The 14,531-nt window shown below is 72.4% G+C and carries 12 protein-coding genes; 4 read left to right on the forward strand and 8 right to left on the reverse strand.

The window, feature by feature from the left end:
- Positions 1 to 1,735 precede the first annotated feature (1,735 nt).
- The 3 genes from ABD901_RS08180 to ABD901_RS08190 all read right to left on the reverse strand — a co-directional run bounded on the left by ABD901_RS08180 (position 1,736) and on the right by ABD901_RS08190 (position 4,778).
- The gene (locus tag ABD901_RS08180; protein WP_345122928.1) at positions 1,736 to 3,670 is read right to left on the reverse strand and encodes an ABC transporter ATP-binding protein; all 1,935 of its coding nucleotides are present in this window, start codon (positions 3,668 to 3,670) and stop codon (positions 1,736 to 1,738) included.
- 110 nt (positions 3,671 to 3,780) lie between these two features.
- Entirely contained in the window at positions 3,781 to 4,557 is a 777-nt protein-coding gene (locus ABD901_RS08185) for an enoyl-CoA hydratase/isomerase family protein (RefSeq protein ID WP_345122930.1), read from the reverse strand.
- A complete protein-coding gene (locus ABD901_RS08190; RefSeq protein WP_033359767.1) occupies positions 4,554 to 4,778 on the reverse strand; it encodes a helix-turn-helix domain-containing protein in 225 nt (74 codons plus the stop codon). The genes ABD901_RS08185 and ABD901_RS08190 overlap by 4 nt, the downstream gene beginning before the upstream one ends.
- A 651-nt stretch (positions 4,779 to 5,429) precedes the next feature.
- On the opposite strand from ABD901_RS08190, the gene ABD901_RS08195 reads away from it, so the two are divergent.
- Positions 5,430 to 6,248 carry a hypothetical protein gene (locus tag ABD901_RS08195; protein WP_345122932.1) on the forward strand — a complete coding sequence of 273 codons (819 nt, stop codon included), beginning with the start codon at positions 5,430 to 5,432 and terminating at the stop codon, positions 6,246 to 6,248.
- A gap of 88 nt (positions 6,249 to 6,336) precedes the next feature.
- Here ABD901_RS08195 and ABD901_RS08200 read toward each other — a convergent pair whose 3' ends face one another.
- Positions 6,337 to 7,935 (reverse strand): ABC-F family ATP-binding cassette domain-containing protein, encoded by a 1,599-nt coding sequence (locus tag ABD901_RS08200; protein WP_345122934.1) that lies wholly within the window; start codon positions 7,933 to 7,935, stop codon positions 6,337 to 6,339.
- A 209-nt stretch (positions 7,936 to 8,144) separates the two neighbouring features.
- Between ABD901_RS08200 and ypfJ the strand changes: the two genes are divergently transcribed.
- A complete protein-coding gene (ypfJ, locus tag ABD901_RS08205) occupies positions 8,145 to 9,074 on the forward strand; it encodes a KPN_02809 family neutral zinc metallopeptidase (RefSeq protein ID WP_345122936.1) in 930 nt (309 codons plus the stop codon).
- A gap of 9 nt (positions 9,075 to 9,083) precedes the next feature.
- Positions 9,084 to 9,749 carry a DNA alkylation repair protein gene (locus ABD901_RS08210; protein WP_345122938.1) on the forward strand — a complete coding sequence of 222 codons (666 nt, stop codon included), beginning with the start codon at positions 9,084 to 9,086 and terminating at the stop codon, positions 9,747 to 9,749.
- Here ABD901_RS08210 and ABD901_RS08215 read toward each other — a convergent pair.
- Positions 9,746 to 10,387, reverse strand: coding sequence for a LysE family transporter (locus ABD901_RS08215; RefSeq protein WP_345122940.1), 642 nt, complete (start codon positions 10,385 to 10,387; stop codon positions 9,746 to 9,748). The genes ABD901_RS08210 and ABD901_RS08215 overlap by 4 nt on opposite strands.
- 233 nt (positions 10,388 to 10,620) lie before the next feature.
- On the opposite strand from ABD901_RS08215, the gene ABD901_RS08220 reads away from it, so the two are divergent.
- Positions 10,621 to 12,174 carry an APC family permease gene (locus ABD901_RS08220; RefSeq protein WP_345122942.1) on the forward strand — a complete coding sequence of 518 codons (1,554 nt, stop codon included), beginning with the start codon at positions 10,621 to 10,623 and terminating at the stop codon, positions 12,172 to 12,174.
- Between the two features lie 321 nt (positions 12,175 to 12,495).
- Here the strand turns inward: ABD901_RS08220 and ABD901_RS08225 are convergent, their stop codons facing one another.
- Genes ABD901_RS08225 through ABD901_RS08235 form a run of 3 tightly spaced genes read right to left on the reverse strand, consistent with a single transcriptional unit; the run spans position 12,496 to position 14,527 of the window.
- Positions 12,496 to 12,822 carry a metal-sulfur cluster assembly factor gene (locus ABD901_RS08225; RefSeq protein WP_345122943.1) on the reverse strand — a complete coding sequence of 109 codons (327 nt, stop codon included), beginning with the start codon at positions 12,820 to 12,822 and terminating at the stop codon, positions 12,496 to 12,498.
- Positions 12,819 to 13,280 carry a Fe-S cluster assembly sulfur transfer protein SufU gene (gene sufU / locus ABD901_RS08230; RefSeq protein ID WP_345122945.1) on the reverse strand — a complete coding sequence of 154 codons (462 nt, stop codon included), beginning with the start codon at positions 13,278 to 13,280 and terminating at the stop codon, positions 12,819 to 12,821. Before sufU ends, ABD901_RS08225 begins: the two co-directional genes overlap by 4 nt.
- Positions 13,280 to 14,527, reverse strand: a complete 1,248-nt coding sequence (locus tag ABD901_RS08235) for a cysteine desulfurase (protein ID WP_345122947.1) — start codon at positions 14,525 to 14,527, stop codon at positions 13,280 to 13,282. The genes sufU and ABD901_RS08235 overlap by 1 nt, the downstream gene beginning before the upstream one ends.
- Between the last annotated feature and the right edge of the window lie 4 nt (positions 14,528 to 14,531).

Below are 14,531 nucleotides of genomic sequence, written 5' to 3' on the forward strand. Positions count from 1 at the left end.
AGCCCCCTCCTGCACCCAGGCGGCCGTGCGCGACATTTTCTCACCGCCATCATGCAAAACCGCCCGAGACAAATCGGACATTGCCATAAGCCACCGACACCAGCCCGTGACGGCCAAGGCCAGATACCCACGTACAGCCCCGACTCGGCGAGCCCAAGACGGGCGAGACCGGAGACGCACGAGTAGAACGCCCGACTGGCGAGCGTGCCGCGGGCAAGGGCGCGCAGTAGCCAGGCACGGTGCCGGGCGAGCAGCCCTGCAGCAGGCGAGGGCGAACGCGCAGGCGCCAGGCGCAGTGATCGGGCCAGGCGCGATGGGCAGAGTGACGGTGCGGTGGGTGGGGCGGGCACGCGGGGCGCGGGGCGGGCACGCGATGGGCAGGTCAGGCAGCGCGCAGGCGGTGGGCGAGACGCGTCCCCGGCGGCCGTACCGGGCGCGGATGCGCCGGGTGGTTGCGCAACGGGCGCGCGGTGGGCAGGGCAAACGGCGGGCGAGGCAGGCCGGCCGTAGGCAGGGCGGGCTCGACGGACGGCGGGCGAGACGATACGCGGGGCCCGGCGCGGGGTGGCCAGGTGCGGCACGCAGCGGGCGACGCGGATGCGCGACGACCGGGCTAGCCATGCGGCGGACGAGTCGGGTGCGCGGCGGCCGGGACCGTCACGCGGCCGACGGACGGAGGGGTTGCGGTGGGCGAAGCGGATGCGCGGCGCCCGGGACGGGTGCGCCGCGGCCGGGGTCGGGCGGTGGCCAGGGCCGGTGCGCGGCGGCCCGGCCAGGCATCCGGCGGCCGGGCGGGCGTGCGGCGGCCAGTGCGCGTGTGCGCAACAGCCCGGGCGGCAGTGCGGTAGCCAGAGCGGCGCGCGGCGACCTGAGCGAGCGTGCGTTCGACGGGAGGGGCGTTGCGGTGGCGGAGCGGATGCGCGGCGCCCGGGACGGGTGCGCCGCGGCCGGGAACGGACAAGCGGCAGCCAGGGCGTGTGCACAACAGCCGGGGGCGGCCGTGCGGTGGCCAAGGCGGGTGCGCGGCGACCGGAGCGGGCGCGCGTTCGACGAGACGGGCGTTGCGATGGGCGAAGCGGATGCGCGGCGCCCGGGACGGGTGCGCGACAGCTGGGGCGGTCGCGCGGCGACCGGGGCGGGCGGGCGACGGCATGGGCGGGTGCGCGATGGACAGGGCGGTCGCGCGGCGACCGGAACGCGCGTGCAGCGGCGCGGCGCTTGCGCGGCAACCGGGGCGAGTGCGGTGGCCAGGGCGGGTGCGCGACAGCCGGGGGCGCGCGGGCCCGGGGCGGGCGCGCGGTGGTGAGGGCGTGCGCGGGGCCGGGCGAGTGCGGTGACTGGGGCGGGTGCGCGGTGGGCGAGAGCGGGCTTGGCGAGACCGGGGCGGATGCGCGGCAGCCGGGGGCGTGCGCGGGCCCGAAGCGGGCACACGGTGGCGAGGGCGTGCGCGGACCCGGGGCGGGCACGCGGCAGCCGGGGGCGTGCGCGGGCCCGGGGCGGGCACGCGGCAGCCGGGGGCGTGCGCGGGCCCGGGGCGGGCACGCCGTGGGCGAGGGCGTGCGCGGGCCCGGGGCGGGCACGCCGTGGGCGAGGGCGTGCGCGGGCCCGGGGCGGGCACGCCGTGGGCGAGGACGTGCGCGGGCCCGGGGCGGGCACGCCGTGGGCGAGGACGTGCGCGGGCCCGGGGCGCGCGCGGTGGGCGAGGGCGGGGCACGGCGCGGCGAGAGGGCGCGGGCTAGGGGGCCGGGACCGCGGGGGCCGCGGAGGCCGTGGGGTGAGGCACCGGGGAGTCGACGACGGCGAACTGGGTGCGGTACAGCTCGGCGTACAACCCCCCGGCCGTGACCAGTGAGTCGTGGGTGCCGCGCTCGACGATGCGGCCCGCGTCGACGACCAGGATCTGGTCGGCGTCGCGGATGGTGGAGAGGCGGTGGGCGATGACCAGGGCGGTGCGGCCGGTCAGGGCCTCGGACAGGGCGCGCTGGACGGCGGCCTCGGACTCGGAGTCGAGGTGGGCGGTGGCCTCGTCCAGGATGACGATCGACGGGGCCTTGAGCAGCAGGCGGGCGATGGCGATGCGCTGCTTCTCGCCGCCGGAGAAACGGTAGCCGCGCTCGCCGACGACCGTGTCGAGGCCGTCGGGGAGGGACTCGACGAGGTCGCCGACCTGGGCGCGGCGCAAGGCGGTCCACAGTTCGTCGTCGGTGGCGTCGGGGCTGGCGTAACGGAGATTCTCGGCGATGGTCTCGTGGAACAGGTGGGAGTCCTGGGTGACGACGCCGATGGTGTCGCGCAGCGACTGCAGGGTGGCGTCGCGGACGTCGACGCCGCCGACCAGGACGGTGCCCGACGTCGCGTCGTACACGCGCGGCAGCAGCATCGCGGTCGTGGACTTGCCGGCGCCGGACGGGCCGACCAGGGCGACCATCTGGCCGGGCTGGACGGTGAAGGTGACGCCGCGCAGGACCTCGTCGGTGACCGTGCGGTCCAGCGCGGCGACGTCCTCGAGGGAGGCGAGGGAGACCTCGGCGGCGCTGGGGTAGCGGAAGTGCACGTCGCGGAACTCGACCGTGGCGGCGCCGCGCGGGACCTCGCGGGCGTCGGGGCGCTCGGCGATCGACGGGGCGAGGTCGAGCACCTCGAAGACCCGCTCGAAGCTCACGAGGGCGCTCATCACGTCGACGCGCACGTTGGACAGGGCGGTCAGCGGGCCGTAGAGGCGGGTGAGCAGCAGCGCGAGGGTGACGACGGTGCCGGCGGTGATGCTGCCGTGCACGGCGAACCAGCCGCCGAGGCCGTAGGTGAGCGCCTGCGCCAGCGAGGCGACGAGCAGCATGCTGACGAAGAACACGCGGCTGTACATCGCGGTCTGGATGCCGATGTCGCGCACCCGGCCGGCCCGCTCGGCGAAGCGGGCGGCCTCGTCGTCGGGGCGGCCGAAGAGCTTCACGAGCAGGGCGCCGGCGACGCCGAACCGCTCGGTCATGGTGGCGTTCATCTTGGCGTCGAGCTGGTAGGCCTCGCGGGTGAGCGCCGCGAGCCGCCGGCCGACGCGCCGGGCGGGCAGGATGAACAGCGGCAGCATCACCAGCGACAGCAGGGTGATCTGCCACGACAGGGTGAGCATCACGGCGGCGGTGAGCACCAGCTGGATGACGTTGCTGACGACGCCCGACAGGGTCGAGGTGAACGCCCGCTGCGCGCCCTGCACGTCGTTGTTGAGCCGGCTGACCAGCGCGCCGGTCTGGGTGCGGGTGAAGAACTGCAGGGGCATGCGCTGCACGTGGTCGTACACCAGCCGGCGCAGCGACAGGATGATCCCCTCGCCGATGCGTGCCGAATACCACCGCTGGACCAGCGACAGCAGCGCGTCGACGACGGCGAGGCCGCCGATGAGCAGCGCGACGCGCACAACGGCGGCCCCGGCGGTCGGCCCGCCCGCGTTGATCTTGTTGATGACGTCACCGGCAAGGTACGGCGTGGCGACCCCGATGGCGGCGCCGAGCACGACGGTGACGAGGAAGACGACGATGTCGCGCCGATACGGACGGGCGAAGCGCATGATCCGCCGGATGGTCTCCCGGCCGAGCTTCTTGCCCGCGAGCTCGTCGGCCTTGCGCAGCGCGCGCAGCGTCTCCCAGCCCGCCATGCTGCTCATCGGCGAAGACATGCCGCACACCCCCAACGGTCGTCGAGATCCTGCCGGGCTGATTCTGCCCGGCAGGTACGACAACTTTTGGAGGGCGCCGCAGCTTCCCCGCCGCGACTAGGCCTTTCGACCTACTCCCCGAGGCCCGCGAGATCCGCGATACGGCGCAGTTGGGCGGCCCGCTCGGCGGCCTCCTGCTCGGCGAACGTGCGCCCCGCGGCCGACGCCAGCAGCGCCTTGATCTCGATCACGGCGTCGCGCGGACCTTCGAGCACCGCCGCGGCGAGATCGCGAGCGGCGTCGTCGAGCTCGTCCCGGGGTACCACCACATTCGCCAGGCCGATCTGGGCGGCCTCGGCGGCCTGCACGCGCCGGCCGGTGACGCACAGCTCGAGGGCCTTGGCGTAGCCGACCAGCTCGACGAGGCGCCGGGTCCCGCCGAGGTCGGGCACGAGGCCGAGCTTGATCTCGGCCATGCTGAACGAGACGTCCTCGGCGACGACGCGGAAGTCGCAGGCCAGGGCGAGCTGGAACCCGCCGCCGATCGCGTGGCCCTGCACGGCGGCGACGGAGATCAGCGATGGGCGTCGCAGCCAGGCGAAGGCCTCCTGGAACGTGGCGATCTGAGCGTCGCCGTCCGGCGCGGTGGCCAGCGCGCCGAGGTTCTGCACGGCGGCCTTGGTGTCGAGCCCGGCCGAGAAGGCCCGGCCCTCGCCGCGCACGATCACCACGCGCACGTCGCCCGGCAGCGTCCGCCCGAACTCGCGCAGGTCGGCCCACAGCGCGGGAGTCATCGCGTTGAGGACCTGGGGCCGGCACAACGTCACCGTCGCGACCGGCCCGTCGAGGTCGAATCGCGCCTCTCCCGATGCGGGATCGGCGCTGGCCGAGGAGAGGTTGGCGTTCACGCCTTCTTGCGGCGCCGGGCGCCGCCACGCTGACGAAGCTGAACGCCGGATTCGGTCAGCACCCGGTGCACGAATCCATAGGAACGGCCAGTGGAAGCGGCGAGTGCGCGGATACTCTCACCGTTGGTGTACCGCTTCACGAGGTCCTTCGCCAGCGTCTGCCTTTCGGCGCCGACGATCCGGCGACCCTTCTCGGTGCTGGTGGTGGCGGTGGCTGCCATGCTGATCCCTCACGTCCCAGACAGAGCGGTTGGTGCGGTCCCACCTATTAGACCGCCTCGAACGATCATGCGCTAGATATCGACAGGACGCCAACCGACACGCAGAGCATTGTCGCCTACCCGATACCGTGATGCGCCGTGATGAGCGAACCGCCCGCCGACCCACCCAACGCTGCGCAGCGTGAGCGCCGCGACGCGCTCTGTTGGCTCCTGCTCGGCCTCGGCGGGCTCGTGCTCGCCGCGCTCGCGGTGCAGCTAGACGCCCGTCTGGGCACCGCCAGCGCCCCCTTCCTCGGCAGGTACAAGATCAGGGTGGGCCCGGGCTCTGTCCTGGCGCCCGCGGTGGCCGCCGCGACGCTCTGGCTCGCCGCATCGGGCCGGTTCACCCGGCTGAGATGGCACGAAATTCAGCTATTCGGGTACACCGCCGGCCTCGCGTGGGCTATTGCTTTGGCGCTTGTCGATGGATGGTCGGGCCTTACGAAAACTCTCGGCTCGCCCGAGGAATATCTGGGCGACGTAAGGCAGGTGGGCGACTCACCACTGACATACCTCAGACATTTCACGGCCGCCGCGGCGGACCACTCGGTAGCCTCGCGCGGCCATCCGCCGGGCCCCGTGCTCTTTTTGTGGGCGCTGCAGCGAATCGGCGTGACCGACCACATTGTCCTCGGATTCCTGATCACCGCGGTATCGGTGCTGACGATTCCGTTGGTCCTCGCGGCGGTGCGCGACTCGGTCGGCGAGGAGGCGGCGCGGCGGTACCTGCCGGTGCTGGTGCTGGCCCCTTACGCCATCTGGACGGCGGTCAGCCTCGACGGCCTCGTGGCGGTGCTGGGCGCCGCGGCGATCGTCTCGGGCCTGCGCGCGAGCCGCCGCCGGGTGCGCGGCTGGGCGGCAACGGGCTGGGCGGTCCTGGCGGGCCTGCTGATCGGCCTGGCGTCGCTGTTCTCGTACTCCGCGCCCTGGCTGGGCCTGTCCCTGGTCTGCGTGTACTTCGCCCGCCGCCGCGCCTCCCTGAACGTCCTGAGCGGCATCGGGGCGCTGCTGCCGGTGCTGGGCGCGCAGCTGCTGGGCTTCGGCTGGGCCGACGGCCTCGTGGCGGCCGAGACGGACTACGCGAGCCGGGTGGCGCCGTACCGCTCGGTGCTGTGGTGGAGCGCGATCAGCGTCGTGGTGCTGCTGCTGGCGGCCGGCCCGCCGCTCTACGCCAGCGCTCGCAAGGTGCGCAACACGGCGATGTGGCCGTTCCTGGCGGGCGCGGGCGCCGCCGTGGTGTTCACGATCCTCGCCGGCCTGGCCAGGGGCGGCGTCGAGCACGCCTGGCTGCCGTTCTTCCCGTGGCTGACGGTCGCCGCGGTCGCGCCGGAACGCCCCGCCGGCGACCCGCCGCCCGCGCCGCTGCTGCTCGTCGGCCTGGGCGCGCTGGTCGCCGTGCTCGTCGAGGGCGCTCTGGTCACACCGTGGTAAGAGCCATTGCATGGCTCGGGTCCGTGCAACGCACGACCGTTCCTCCCGCGAGGAATCCCGGCCTCCGTGGTGCCAAGGGCGAACAACCTCAGGCGAGCTCGACGAGCTCCAGGAGGTCGTCGCTCCAGGCGTCCTCGACGCCGTCGGGCAGCAGGATCGCGCGGTCCGGCTTGAGGGCCTGCACCGCGCCCGGGTCGTGTGTGACGAGCACAATGGCGCCGGGGTAACGCGCGATGGCGTCGAGCACCTGCTCCCGGCTGACCGGGTCGAGGTTGTTCGTCGGCTCGTCGAGCAGCAGGACGTTGGCGCCGGAACAGACCAGGGTGGCCAGGGCCAGCCGGGTCTTCTCCCCGCCGGAGAGCACCCCGGCGGGCTTGTCGACGTCGTCGCCGGTGAACAGGAACGCGCCGAGGATCTTGCGCAGCTCGGTGTCGTTCTGCTCCGGCGCGGCCGAGCGCATGATCTCCAGGATCGTGCGGCCGACGTCGAGCTGCTCGTGCTCCTGTGCGTAGTACCCCCGCTGCAGCCCGTGTCCGGGGCTCACCTCGCCGGTGTCGGGGTCGAGCTCACCCGCGAGCATCCGCAGGAGCGTGGTCTTGCCGGCGCCGTTGAGGCCCAGGATCGCCACGCGCGAGCCGCGGTCGACGGCGACGTTGACGTCCATGAAGATCTCGAGCGAGCCGTAGGACTTCGACAGCCCGCGCGCGGTCAGCGGGGTCTTGCCGCACGCCTTCGGCTCGGGGAAGCGCACCTTGGCGACCTTGTCGGCGGTGCGCACGTCCTCGAGGCCGTCCAGCATGCGCTCGGCCCGGCGGGCCATGTTCTGCGCGGCGACGGTCTTGGTGGCCTTGGCCCGCATCTTGTCGGCCTGGGCCATCAGCGCGCCGGCCTTCTTCTCGGCGTTGGCCCGCTCCCGCCGGCGGCGCTTCTCGTCGGTCTCGCGCTGCTGCTGGTAGAGCTTCCAGCCCACGTTGTAGAAGTCGATGGTCGAACGGTTGGCGTCGAGGTACCACACCTTGTTGACGATCGCGTCGAGCAGCTCGACGTCGTGGGAGATGACGACGAGCCCGCCCTTGTGGCTGGACAGGAAGCCGCGCAGCCACGAGATGGAGTCGGCGTCGAGGTGGTTGGTCGGCTCGTCGAGCAGCAGGATGCCGCCGCCGGTGGCGCTCGCGTCGCGGAAGAGGATGCGGGCCAGCTCGATGCGGCGCCGCTGGCCGCCGGACATGGTGCCGATCGTCTGCGCCAGCACCCGGTCCGGCAGGCCGAGGTTGGCGCAGATGCGGGCGGCCTCGGCCTCGGCCGCGTAGCCGCCGAGCCCGGCGAACTGGTCCTCGAGCTGCCCATAGCGGCGGATCAGCCGCTCGTCGTCGCCGAGCTTCGCCTCGAGGGCCTTCATCTCGGCGTAGATGGTGTCCAGGCCCCGGGCCGACAGGACGCGGTCGCGCGCGGTGACCTCGAGGTCGCCGGTGCGCGGGTCCTGCGGCAGATATCCGACAGGGCCGCGCCGGTCCACCTGACCGGCGTGCGGCGTGCCCTCGCCGGCGAGCACCTTGAGGGTCGTGGTCTTGCCGGCGCCGTTGCGCCCCACGAGGCCGATGCGGTCCCCGGGCTGCACGCGCAGGTTGATGTCGCTGAGCAGGATGCGCGCGCCCGCGCGCAGCTCCAGGCCGGTAGCCGTGATCACAGGAAGAGCTCACTCTCGAGGCAGGGGGTTTCCGAAAAAGGACAGACTCCGGGGATGGCACCTCGGGTCACTCCCTCTGCGTGATCACGGCGATATTCTACCGTGCGACCCCGCTCGCCCCGCCACACGATTACGTCACAAGATCAACGGGTACCTTGGCACAGACGTAACGCCGATCGATACCAGCCCCCTGAGCTTCGAGGTGAGCGATGGAGTTCAACGACGATGCCGATCTCGACACCAACCAGGTCGACGACCTGCGCGGGTCGAGCGGTGGCGGTGGCGGCGGCGGCTTCGGGGGCCTGGGCGGCATCCCGATCCCGATCGGCGGCGGCCGCGGCGGCATCCTCATCACGATCATCATCCTTGCCGTGGTGGTCTGCGGCGGGTACTTCGGGCGCGGCCTGATCGGCGGCGGCGGCCAGAAGGCCGACAACGCCAACATCAGCAAGCAGTGCGACAAGTCGAACAAGGACCGGTTCAAGAACGCCGACTGCCGCAACGTGCTGTACATCAACTCGGTCCAGGCGTACTGGAAGACCGAGATGCCCAAGGCCTTCGGCAAGCAGTACCAGCCGGCGAAGACGAACTTCTTCAGCCGCTCGGTGAGCACCGGCTGCGGCAGCGCCGACTCCGGCGTCGGCCCCTTCTACTGCCCGGCCGACAGCGAGGTGTACATCGACCTCACCTTCTACAACGAGCTGTCGAGCCGCTTCGGCGCCTCCGGCGAGTTCGCCGCGCCGTACGTGCTCGCCCACGAGTACGGCCACCACATCCAGAACCTGCTCGGCACGAACGCACAGGCGCAGCAGGGCGCCCAGCAGGGCGCCAACTCGGCGTCGGTGCGCCTGGAGCTGCAGGCCGACTGCTACGCCGGGACGTGGGCCAACCACGCCACCGAGACCAAGGACCCGCAGGGCGACGCGCTGTTCAAGTCCATCACCGACCAGGACGTCGCCGAGGCGATCCAGGCCGCGGAGTCCATCGGCGACGACACGATCCAGAAGAAGGCCGGCGGCCGGGTCAACCCCGACGCTTTCACCCACGGCACGTCGGCGCAGCGCAAGAAGTGGTTCCTGCAGGGGTACAACACCGGCGACCCCCGCCAGTGCGACACCTTCCACACCAGCAACCTCTAGTGTTCGGGCGTGCAGCTTGTAGACCGATTGCAGGACGTGTACGGCGCGGCCGCCGACCCTGAGCGGGCCGCGCCGATGCGCGCCTACATGCGGGACCGCTTCGCGTTCCTCGGCATCCCGAGCACCCCGCGCCGCGAGCTGACCCGCGAGGTCCTGCGCGACGCTCCGGCGCTCACCGAGTCTTCGCTGTGCGACGCCGCCCTCGCCTGCTGGGCGCTGCCGGAGCGCGAGTACCACTACTTCGCCTGCGACCTGCTGCGCCGCGAGGCACGCCGCCTGACTCCCGAGGCGCTGCCCACGCTGCGCACCCTCATCACCACGAAACCGTGGTGGGACACGGTCGACACCCTGGCCGCACACACCGTCGGCCCGCTCGTCGCCGCCCACCCGTTCCTGGTGTCCACAATGGACCAGTGGGCCGCGCCCGGCACCGACCTGTGGCTGGTGCGCACGGCGATCCTGCACCAGCTGCGGTACCGCCGGAACACCGACTTCAACCGCCTCGCGGACTACTGCGACAGCTGGTCCGCCGAGCCCGACTTCTTCATCCGCAAGGCGATCGGCTGGTCCCTGCGCGAGTACGCGAAGACGGACCCGGCCGCGGTGCGCGCCTTCGTGGCCACGCACCCCGGCCTGTCCCCGCTCTCGGTCCGCGAGGCGTTGAAGAACCTCTAGCTCGGCAGTACCAGCAGGATCGCCAGCACCGCGATGACGGCGCTGGACGTCAGCGCCGTCCACAGCCGCCCGCGCGCGCTCGTGAGCAGCCGCCCCAGCAACGTCCCACCGCCGGCGAGCACCAGCTGCCAGCTGGCGGAGGCGACGAAGGCGGCGACGACCCAGAGCGCCTCTCCCCCGGCCGACAGCCCGTCGTCGGCCTGCCGGCCGAGGACGAGCGCCCCGAAGTACACGATGGTGGCCGGGTTGAGCAGCGTGAGCCCGAGCAACGTCAGGTACGCCCCGAGCGGCCTGCCCATCCGCCCGTCCGCCTTGCGCGCGGTCGCCTGCTCCCCGCGGTGCCGCAGCGCGTCCCGGGCGGTCCTGGCGGCCAGCCCGAGCAGCACGACGGCCGCCACCCACCGCAACACCCCGGACACCGGCGCGATGATCCCGGCGAGCGCGGCCCCGCCGAGCACCGCCACAACGGCATAGATCCCGTCGGCGGTCGCAACCCCGAGCGCCGCGGCGGACCCCACCCGCCAGGATGTCCGCGCGGCCAGCGTGGCGATGAGCGCCCCGATCGCTCCCACGGGCACCGCGACGCCGTACCCGGCGAGGAGCCCGCTGAGGGCCACCTCGCCGACGCCGGCGCTCACGCCTGCTGCTTGCGGCTCGCCTCCGCCACGACGCTGGACTGTCGCGCCGACCCCTCGCCGACGGCGACGGGTTCGAACAGCGATGGCATCCGCAAACGACTCATGCCGCGCATCATGCCGTCGCCCGTCCGCCCCGGCCAGCGATTTACCCGCCGCTCGGCCGGCGGTGCCGGTCCCGGTCCCGGTCCGCGCCGGGCCGGTTTGACGCGCCGCCGCGGGGATAGTGCTGCCTCGTGACCGCGCCGAGAATCGCCGGCACGACGAGCGACGAGATCCGGGAGAAGTCCAGGCTTCGCCACACCCTCCGGCGGTTCGACCTGCTCTTCTTCCTGATCTGCACGATCGTCGGGCTCGACACGATCGGCGCGGTCGCGAAGCACGGGGCCCAGGGGTTCACCTGGCTGGTCTTTCTCGCCGTGTTCTTCTTCGTGCCGTACGGCCTGCTGATGGCCGAACTCGGCGCGGCCTTCCCGGTCGAGGGCGGACCCTACGTGTGGTGCCGGCTGGCCTTCGGCCGGTTCGTGGCCGCGCTCGTCACGGTCCTGTACTGGTGCTCCAACCCGCTCTGGCTCGGCGGGACGCTGACCATCCTCGCCGTCTCCGCGTTCGGCGAGTTCTTCACGCCGCTGCACGGGATCGCGCGGCTGCTGTTCGCGCTGGCGTTCATCTGGCTCGCGGTGGCGTCAGCGATCGTGTCGGTCCGGCTCGGCCGGTGGGTGCCGAGCCTGGGAGCTTTCGTCCGGATGGCGGTCGTGGGCATCTTCACGCTGTCGGTGCTGCTGTACGCGCTGCGCAACGGCATCGGCGGCTTCGGCCCGGCGGCGTTCGCGCCGGGATATGCGGTGTTCATCGCCGTGGTGCCCGTGCTGATCTTCAACTACGTCGGCTTCGAGCTGCCCAGTTCCGCCAGCGAGGAGATGCTCGACCCGCGCCGGGACGTGCCGCGCGCCATCGCGTGGTCCGGTCTCGGCGCGGTGCTGCTCTACGGCGCCCCGATCCTGGCGATCCTGCTGGTCCTGCCCCGGGAGCAGGTGACCGGCGTCGGGGGCTTCCTCGATGCGGCCAAGCAGGTCTTCACCGTCTACGGGGGGTCCGTGTCCGCCGACGGCACCGCCACCCTGACCGGCGCCGGGAAGGTGCTCGGCGCCGTCACCGCGGCGGCGTTCATCTGGGCGCTGCTGTCCAGCGGCGCGACCTGGCTCATCGGCGCCGACCGCGCACTGGCGATCGCCGGCCTGGACGGCGCCGCGCCGCGGGCGCTCGGGCACTTCTCGCGCCGGTCCGGCACCCCGATCGGGGCAAACCTGCTCAGCGGCGCCATGGCGACGCTCGTGATGCTGCTGGCGTTCCGCCTGTCGGCCGGCAGCGCGGAGCGGTACTTCACGATCGCGCTGGGCGTCGCCATCTCCACCACGACGATGGCCTACCTCGGCATCTTCCCGGCGCTGGTCCGGCTGCGCCGCACCCGCCCCGAGGTGCCCCGCCCGTACCGTGTCCCGGCCGGCGCGGCCGGGGCCTGGGTGGTCAGCGCGCTGACCACGTTCTGGGCCGGCGTCGCCACGGTGTGGCTGCTCTGGCCGGGCCTGGGCACCGACTGGTTCGGCGCGACCGGCGACCCCGACGCGTCTCTGCCGGCCGGGGTCGGGCGCGCCGCGTTCGAGCTGACCCAGATCGTCCCCATCGTCGTGCTGCTCGCGGTCGGCGTCCTCTTCTACGCCCTGGGCACACCAACCCGCCGCCGGGCCGCGTCCGACCGGGCGCACGCGACCGGCGACGGCGGGCAATGAGCAGGGCAGCGCCACGCCCCGAGGATCTTCGTTTTCTATGCCCTGGGCGCGCCCACTCGCCAGCGGACCGCGACCCGGCGACGGCTGGTGACGACCGCGCCCCGAAAGGATCTTCGCGCACCGGCCGAATACGTCGAGCACTCGCCGCCGGCCCGATATGTCGGGCGCTCCGCGCCACGACATATCCGCATTTATAACCCGACAGGCGAAAATCCGATAAGTCGCGGCGCGGAGCGCCCGACTTATCGGACTTGAGCAGGTTACGGCGAAGGCGACAGACCCGGACGCGGCACGGCGCGCCGGATCTGTCGCCTCGAGGCGTCAGACGTTGAAGCCCAGGGCGCGCAGCTGGTCGCGCCCCTCGTCGGTGATCTTGTCCGGGCCCCACGGCGGGAGCCAGACCCAGTTGATGCGGATGTCGGACACCAGGCCGCCGCCCGGGCCGGTGCAGAGGGCCTGGCGGGCCTGGTCCTCGATGACGTCGGTCAGCGGGCAGGCCGCGGACGTCAGGGTCATGTCCAGCGTCGCGACGTTCTCCTCGTCGACGTGGATGCCGTACACGAGGCCGAGGTCGACGACGTTGATGCCCAGCTCGGGGTCGACGACGTCCTTCATCGCCTCTTCGATGTCGCCCAACACGGCGGTCATGCGGTCTCCTCAGCAACTGATGATTCTGCACCGGCGCGCGCCAGTGCGTCCTTGTAGGCCATCCAAGGCAGCAGGGCGCACTTCACGCGGGCCGGGTACTGCGCCACGCCCGCGAACGCCACCGCGTCCTCGAGCAGGTCCTCGTCCGGCTCCACCGTGCCGCGACCGCCCATGAGCTCGGCGAACGCCTCGTGGCGGCGCAGGCTGTCCTCGATCGTGGCGTCCTTGAGCAGGTCGTAGAGGACGCTCGCGGAGGCCTGGCTGATGGAGCAGCCCATGCCCTCGTACGAGATGTCGGCGACACTGCCGGCCTTGAGCGACACGCGCAGGGTGACCTCGTCGCCGCACGTCGGGTTGACGTGGTGCGCCTCGGCGTCGAAGGGCTCGCGCAGGCCGCGGCCGTGCGGGCGCTTGTAGTGGTCCAGGATGATCTCCTGGTACAGCTGGTCGAGCTTCATCAGGCGAAGACCTTCCGGACCCGCTCCACGCCCCGGATGAGGGCGTCGATCTCGTCGGTCGTCGTGTACAGGTAGAACGACGCTCTGGTGGTTGCCGGCACGCCGAAGCGCACGCAGGTCGGGCGGGCGCAGTGGTGCCCGACGCGCACCTGCACGCCCTCGTCGTCCAGGATCTGGCCGACGTCGTGCGGGTGGACGCCCTCGACGGTGAAGGAGATCGTCGCGCCGCGGTCGACGGTGGACTCGGGGCCGATGATCCGCACGCCCGGGACCGAGGTGAGCGCGTCCAGCGCGTAAGCGGTGATGGCCTTCTCGTGCGCGACGACGTTGTCCATGCCGGCGGCGCTGAGGTAGTCCACGGCGGCGCCGAGGCCGACGGCCTGGGCGATCGGCGGTGTGCCGGCCTCGAAGCGGGCGGGCGGCGGCATGAACGTCGTGCCGGTCATCGACACCGTCTCGATCATCGAGCCGCCGCCGAGGAACGGGGGCATCGCGTCGAGCAGCTCGAAGCGGCCCCACAGGGCGCCGATGCCGGTCGGGCCGAGCATCTTGTGGCCGGTGAAGGCGACGAAGTCGGCGCCGAGCGCGGTCACGTCGACGGGGACGTGCGGCACGGACTGCGAGCCGTCGAGCAGCACCAGCGCGCCGACCTCGCGGGCCCGGGCGACGAGGCGCTCGACCGGGTTGATGGTGCCGAGGATGTTGGAGTAGTGCACGAACGCGACGAGCTTCGTGCGCGGGTTGATCAGCTCGTCGATGCCGGAGAGGTCGAGGCGGCCCTCGTCGGTGATGCCGAACCAGCGCAGCGTCGCGCCGGTGCGCTGGGCGAGCAGCTGCCACGGCACGATGTTGGAGTGGTGCTCCATCTCGGTCACGACGATCTCGTCGCCGGGGCCGAGGCGCAGGCGCGGGTCGTCGGCGGCCGCGCTGAACGCGTGCGCGACGAGGTTGATCGCCTCGGTCGAGTTCTTCGTGAAGACGATCTCGGCGGCGGTGGTGGCGCCGATGAAGCCCGCGACCTTCTCGCGGGCCCCCTCGAAGGCCTCCGTGGACTCGGTGCCCAGCGTGTGTACCGACCGGGCCACGTTGGCGTTGTGCTGCTCGTAGTGCTCACGCACCGCGTCGATCACCTGGCGCGGCTTCTGCGAGGTGTTGCCCGAGTCCAGGTACACCAACGGGTTGCCGTTGATCGTGCGGTCCAGGATTGGGAAGTCCTTACGGATCGCCTCGACGTCGAGTGCGTTCATCAAC

This window comes from Dactylosporangium darangshiense, assembly GCF_039537565.1.
In the GTDB taxonomy this organism is placed as follows: domain Bacteria; phylum Actinomycetota; class Actinomycetes; order Mycobacteriales; family Micromonosporaceae; genus Dactylosporangium; species Dactylosporangium darangshiense.

What these genes read in the sequence shown, in the direction of transcription:
- ABD901_RS08235 (WP_345122947.1), bottom strand. Translation starts at nt 14,527, where the DNA reads ATGAACGCACTCGACGTCGAGGCGATCCGTAAGGACTTCCCAATCCTG.
- ABD901_RS08225 (WP_345122943.1), bottom strand. Translation starts at nt 12,822, where the DNA reads ATGACCGCCGTGTTGGGCGACATCGAAGAGGCGATGAAGGACGTCGTC.
- ABD901_RS08190 (WP_033359767.1), bottom strand. Translation starts at nt 4,778, where the DNA reads ATGGCAGCCACCGCCACCACCAGCACCGAGAAGGGTCGCCGGATCGTC.
- sufU (WP_345122945.1), bottom strand. Translation starts at nt 13,280, where the DNA reads ATGAAGCTCGACCAGCTGTACCAGGAGATCATCCTGGACCACTACAAG.
- ABD901_RS08180 (WP_345122928.1), bottom strand. Translation starts at nt 3,670, where the DNA reads ATGTCTTCGCCGATGAGCAGCATGGCGGGCTGGGAGACGCTGCGCGCG.
- ypfJ (WP_345122936.1), top strand. Translation starts at nt 8,145, where the DNA reads ATGGAGTTCAACGACGATGCCGATCTCGACACCAACCAGGTCGACGAC.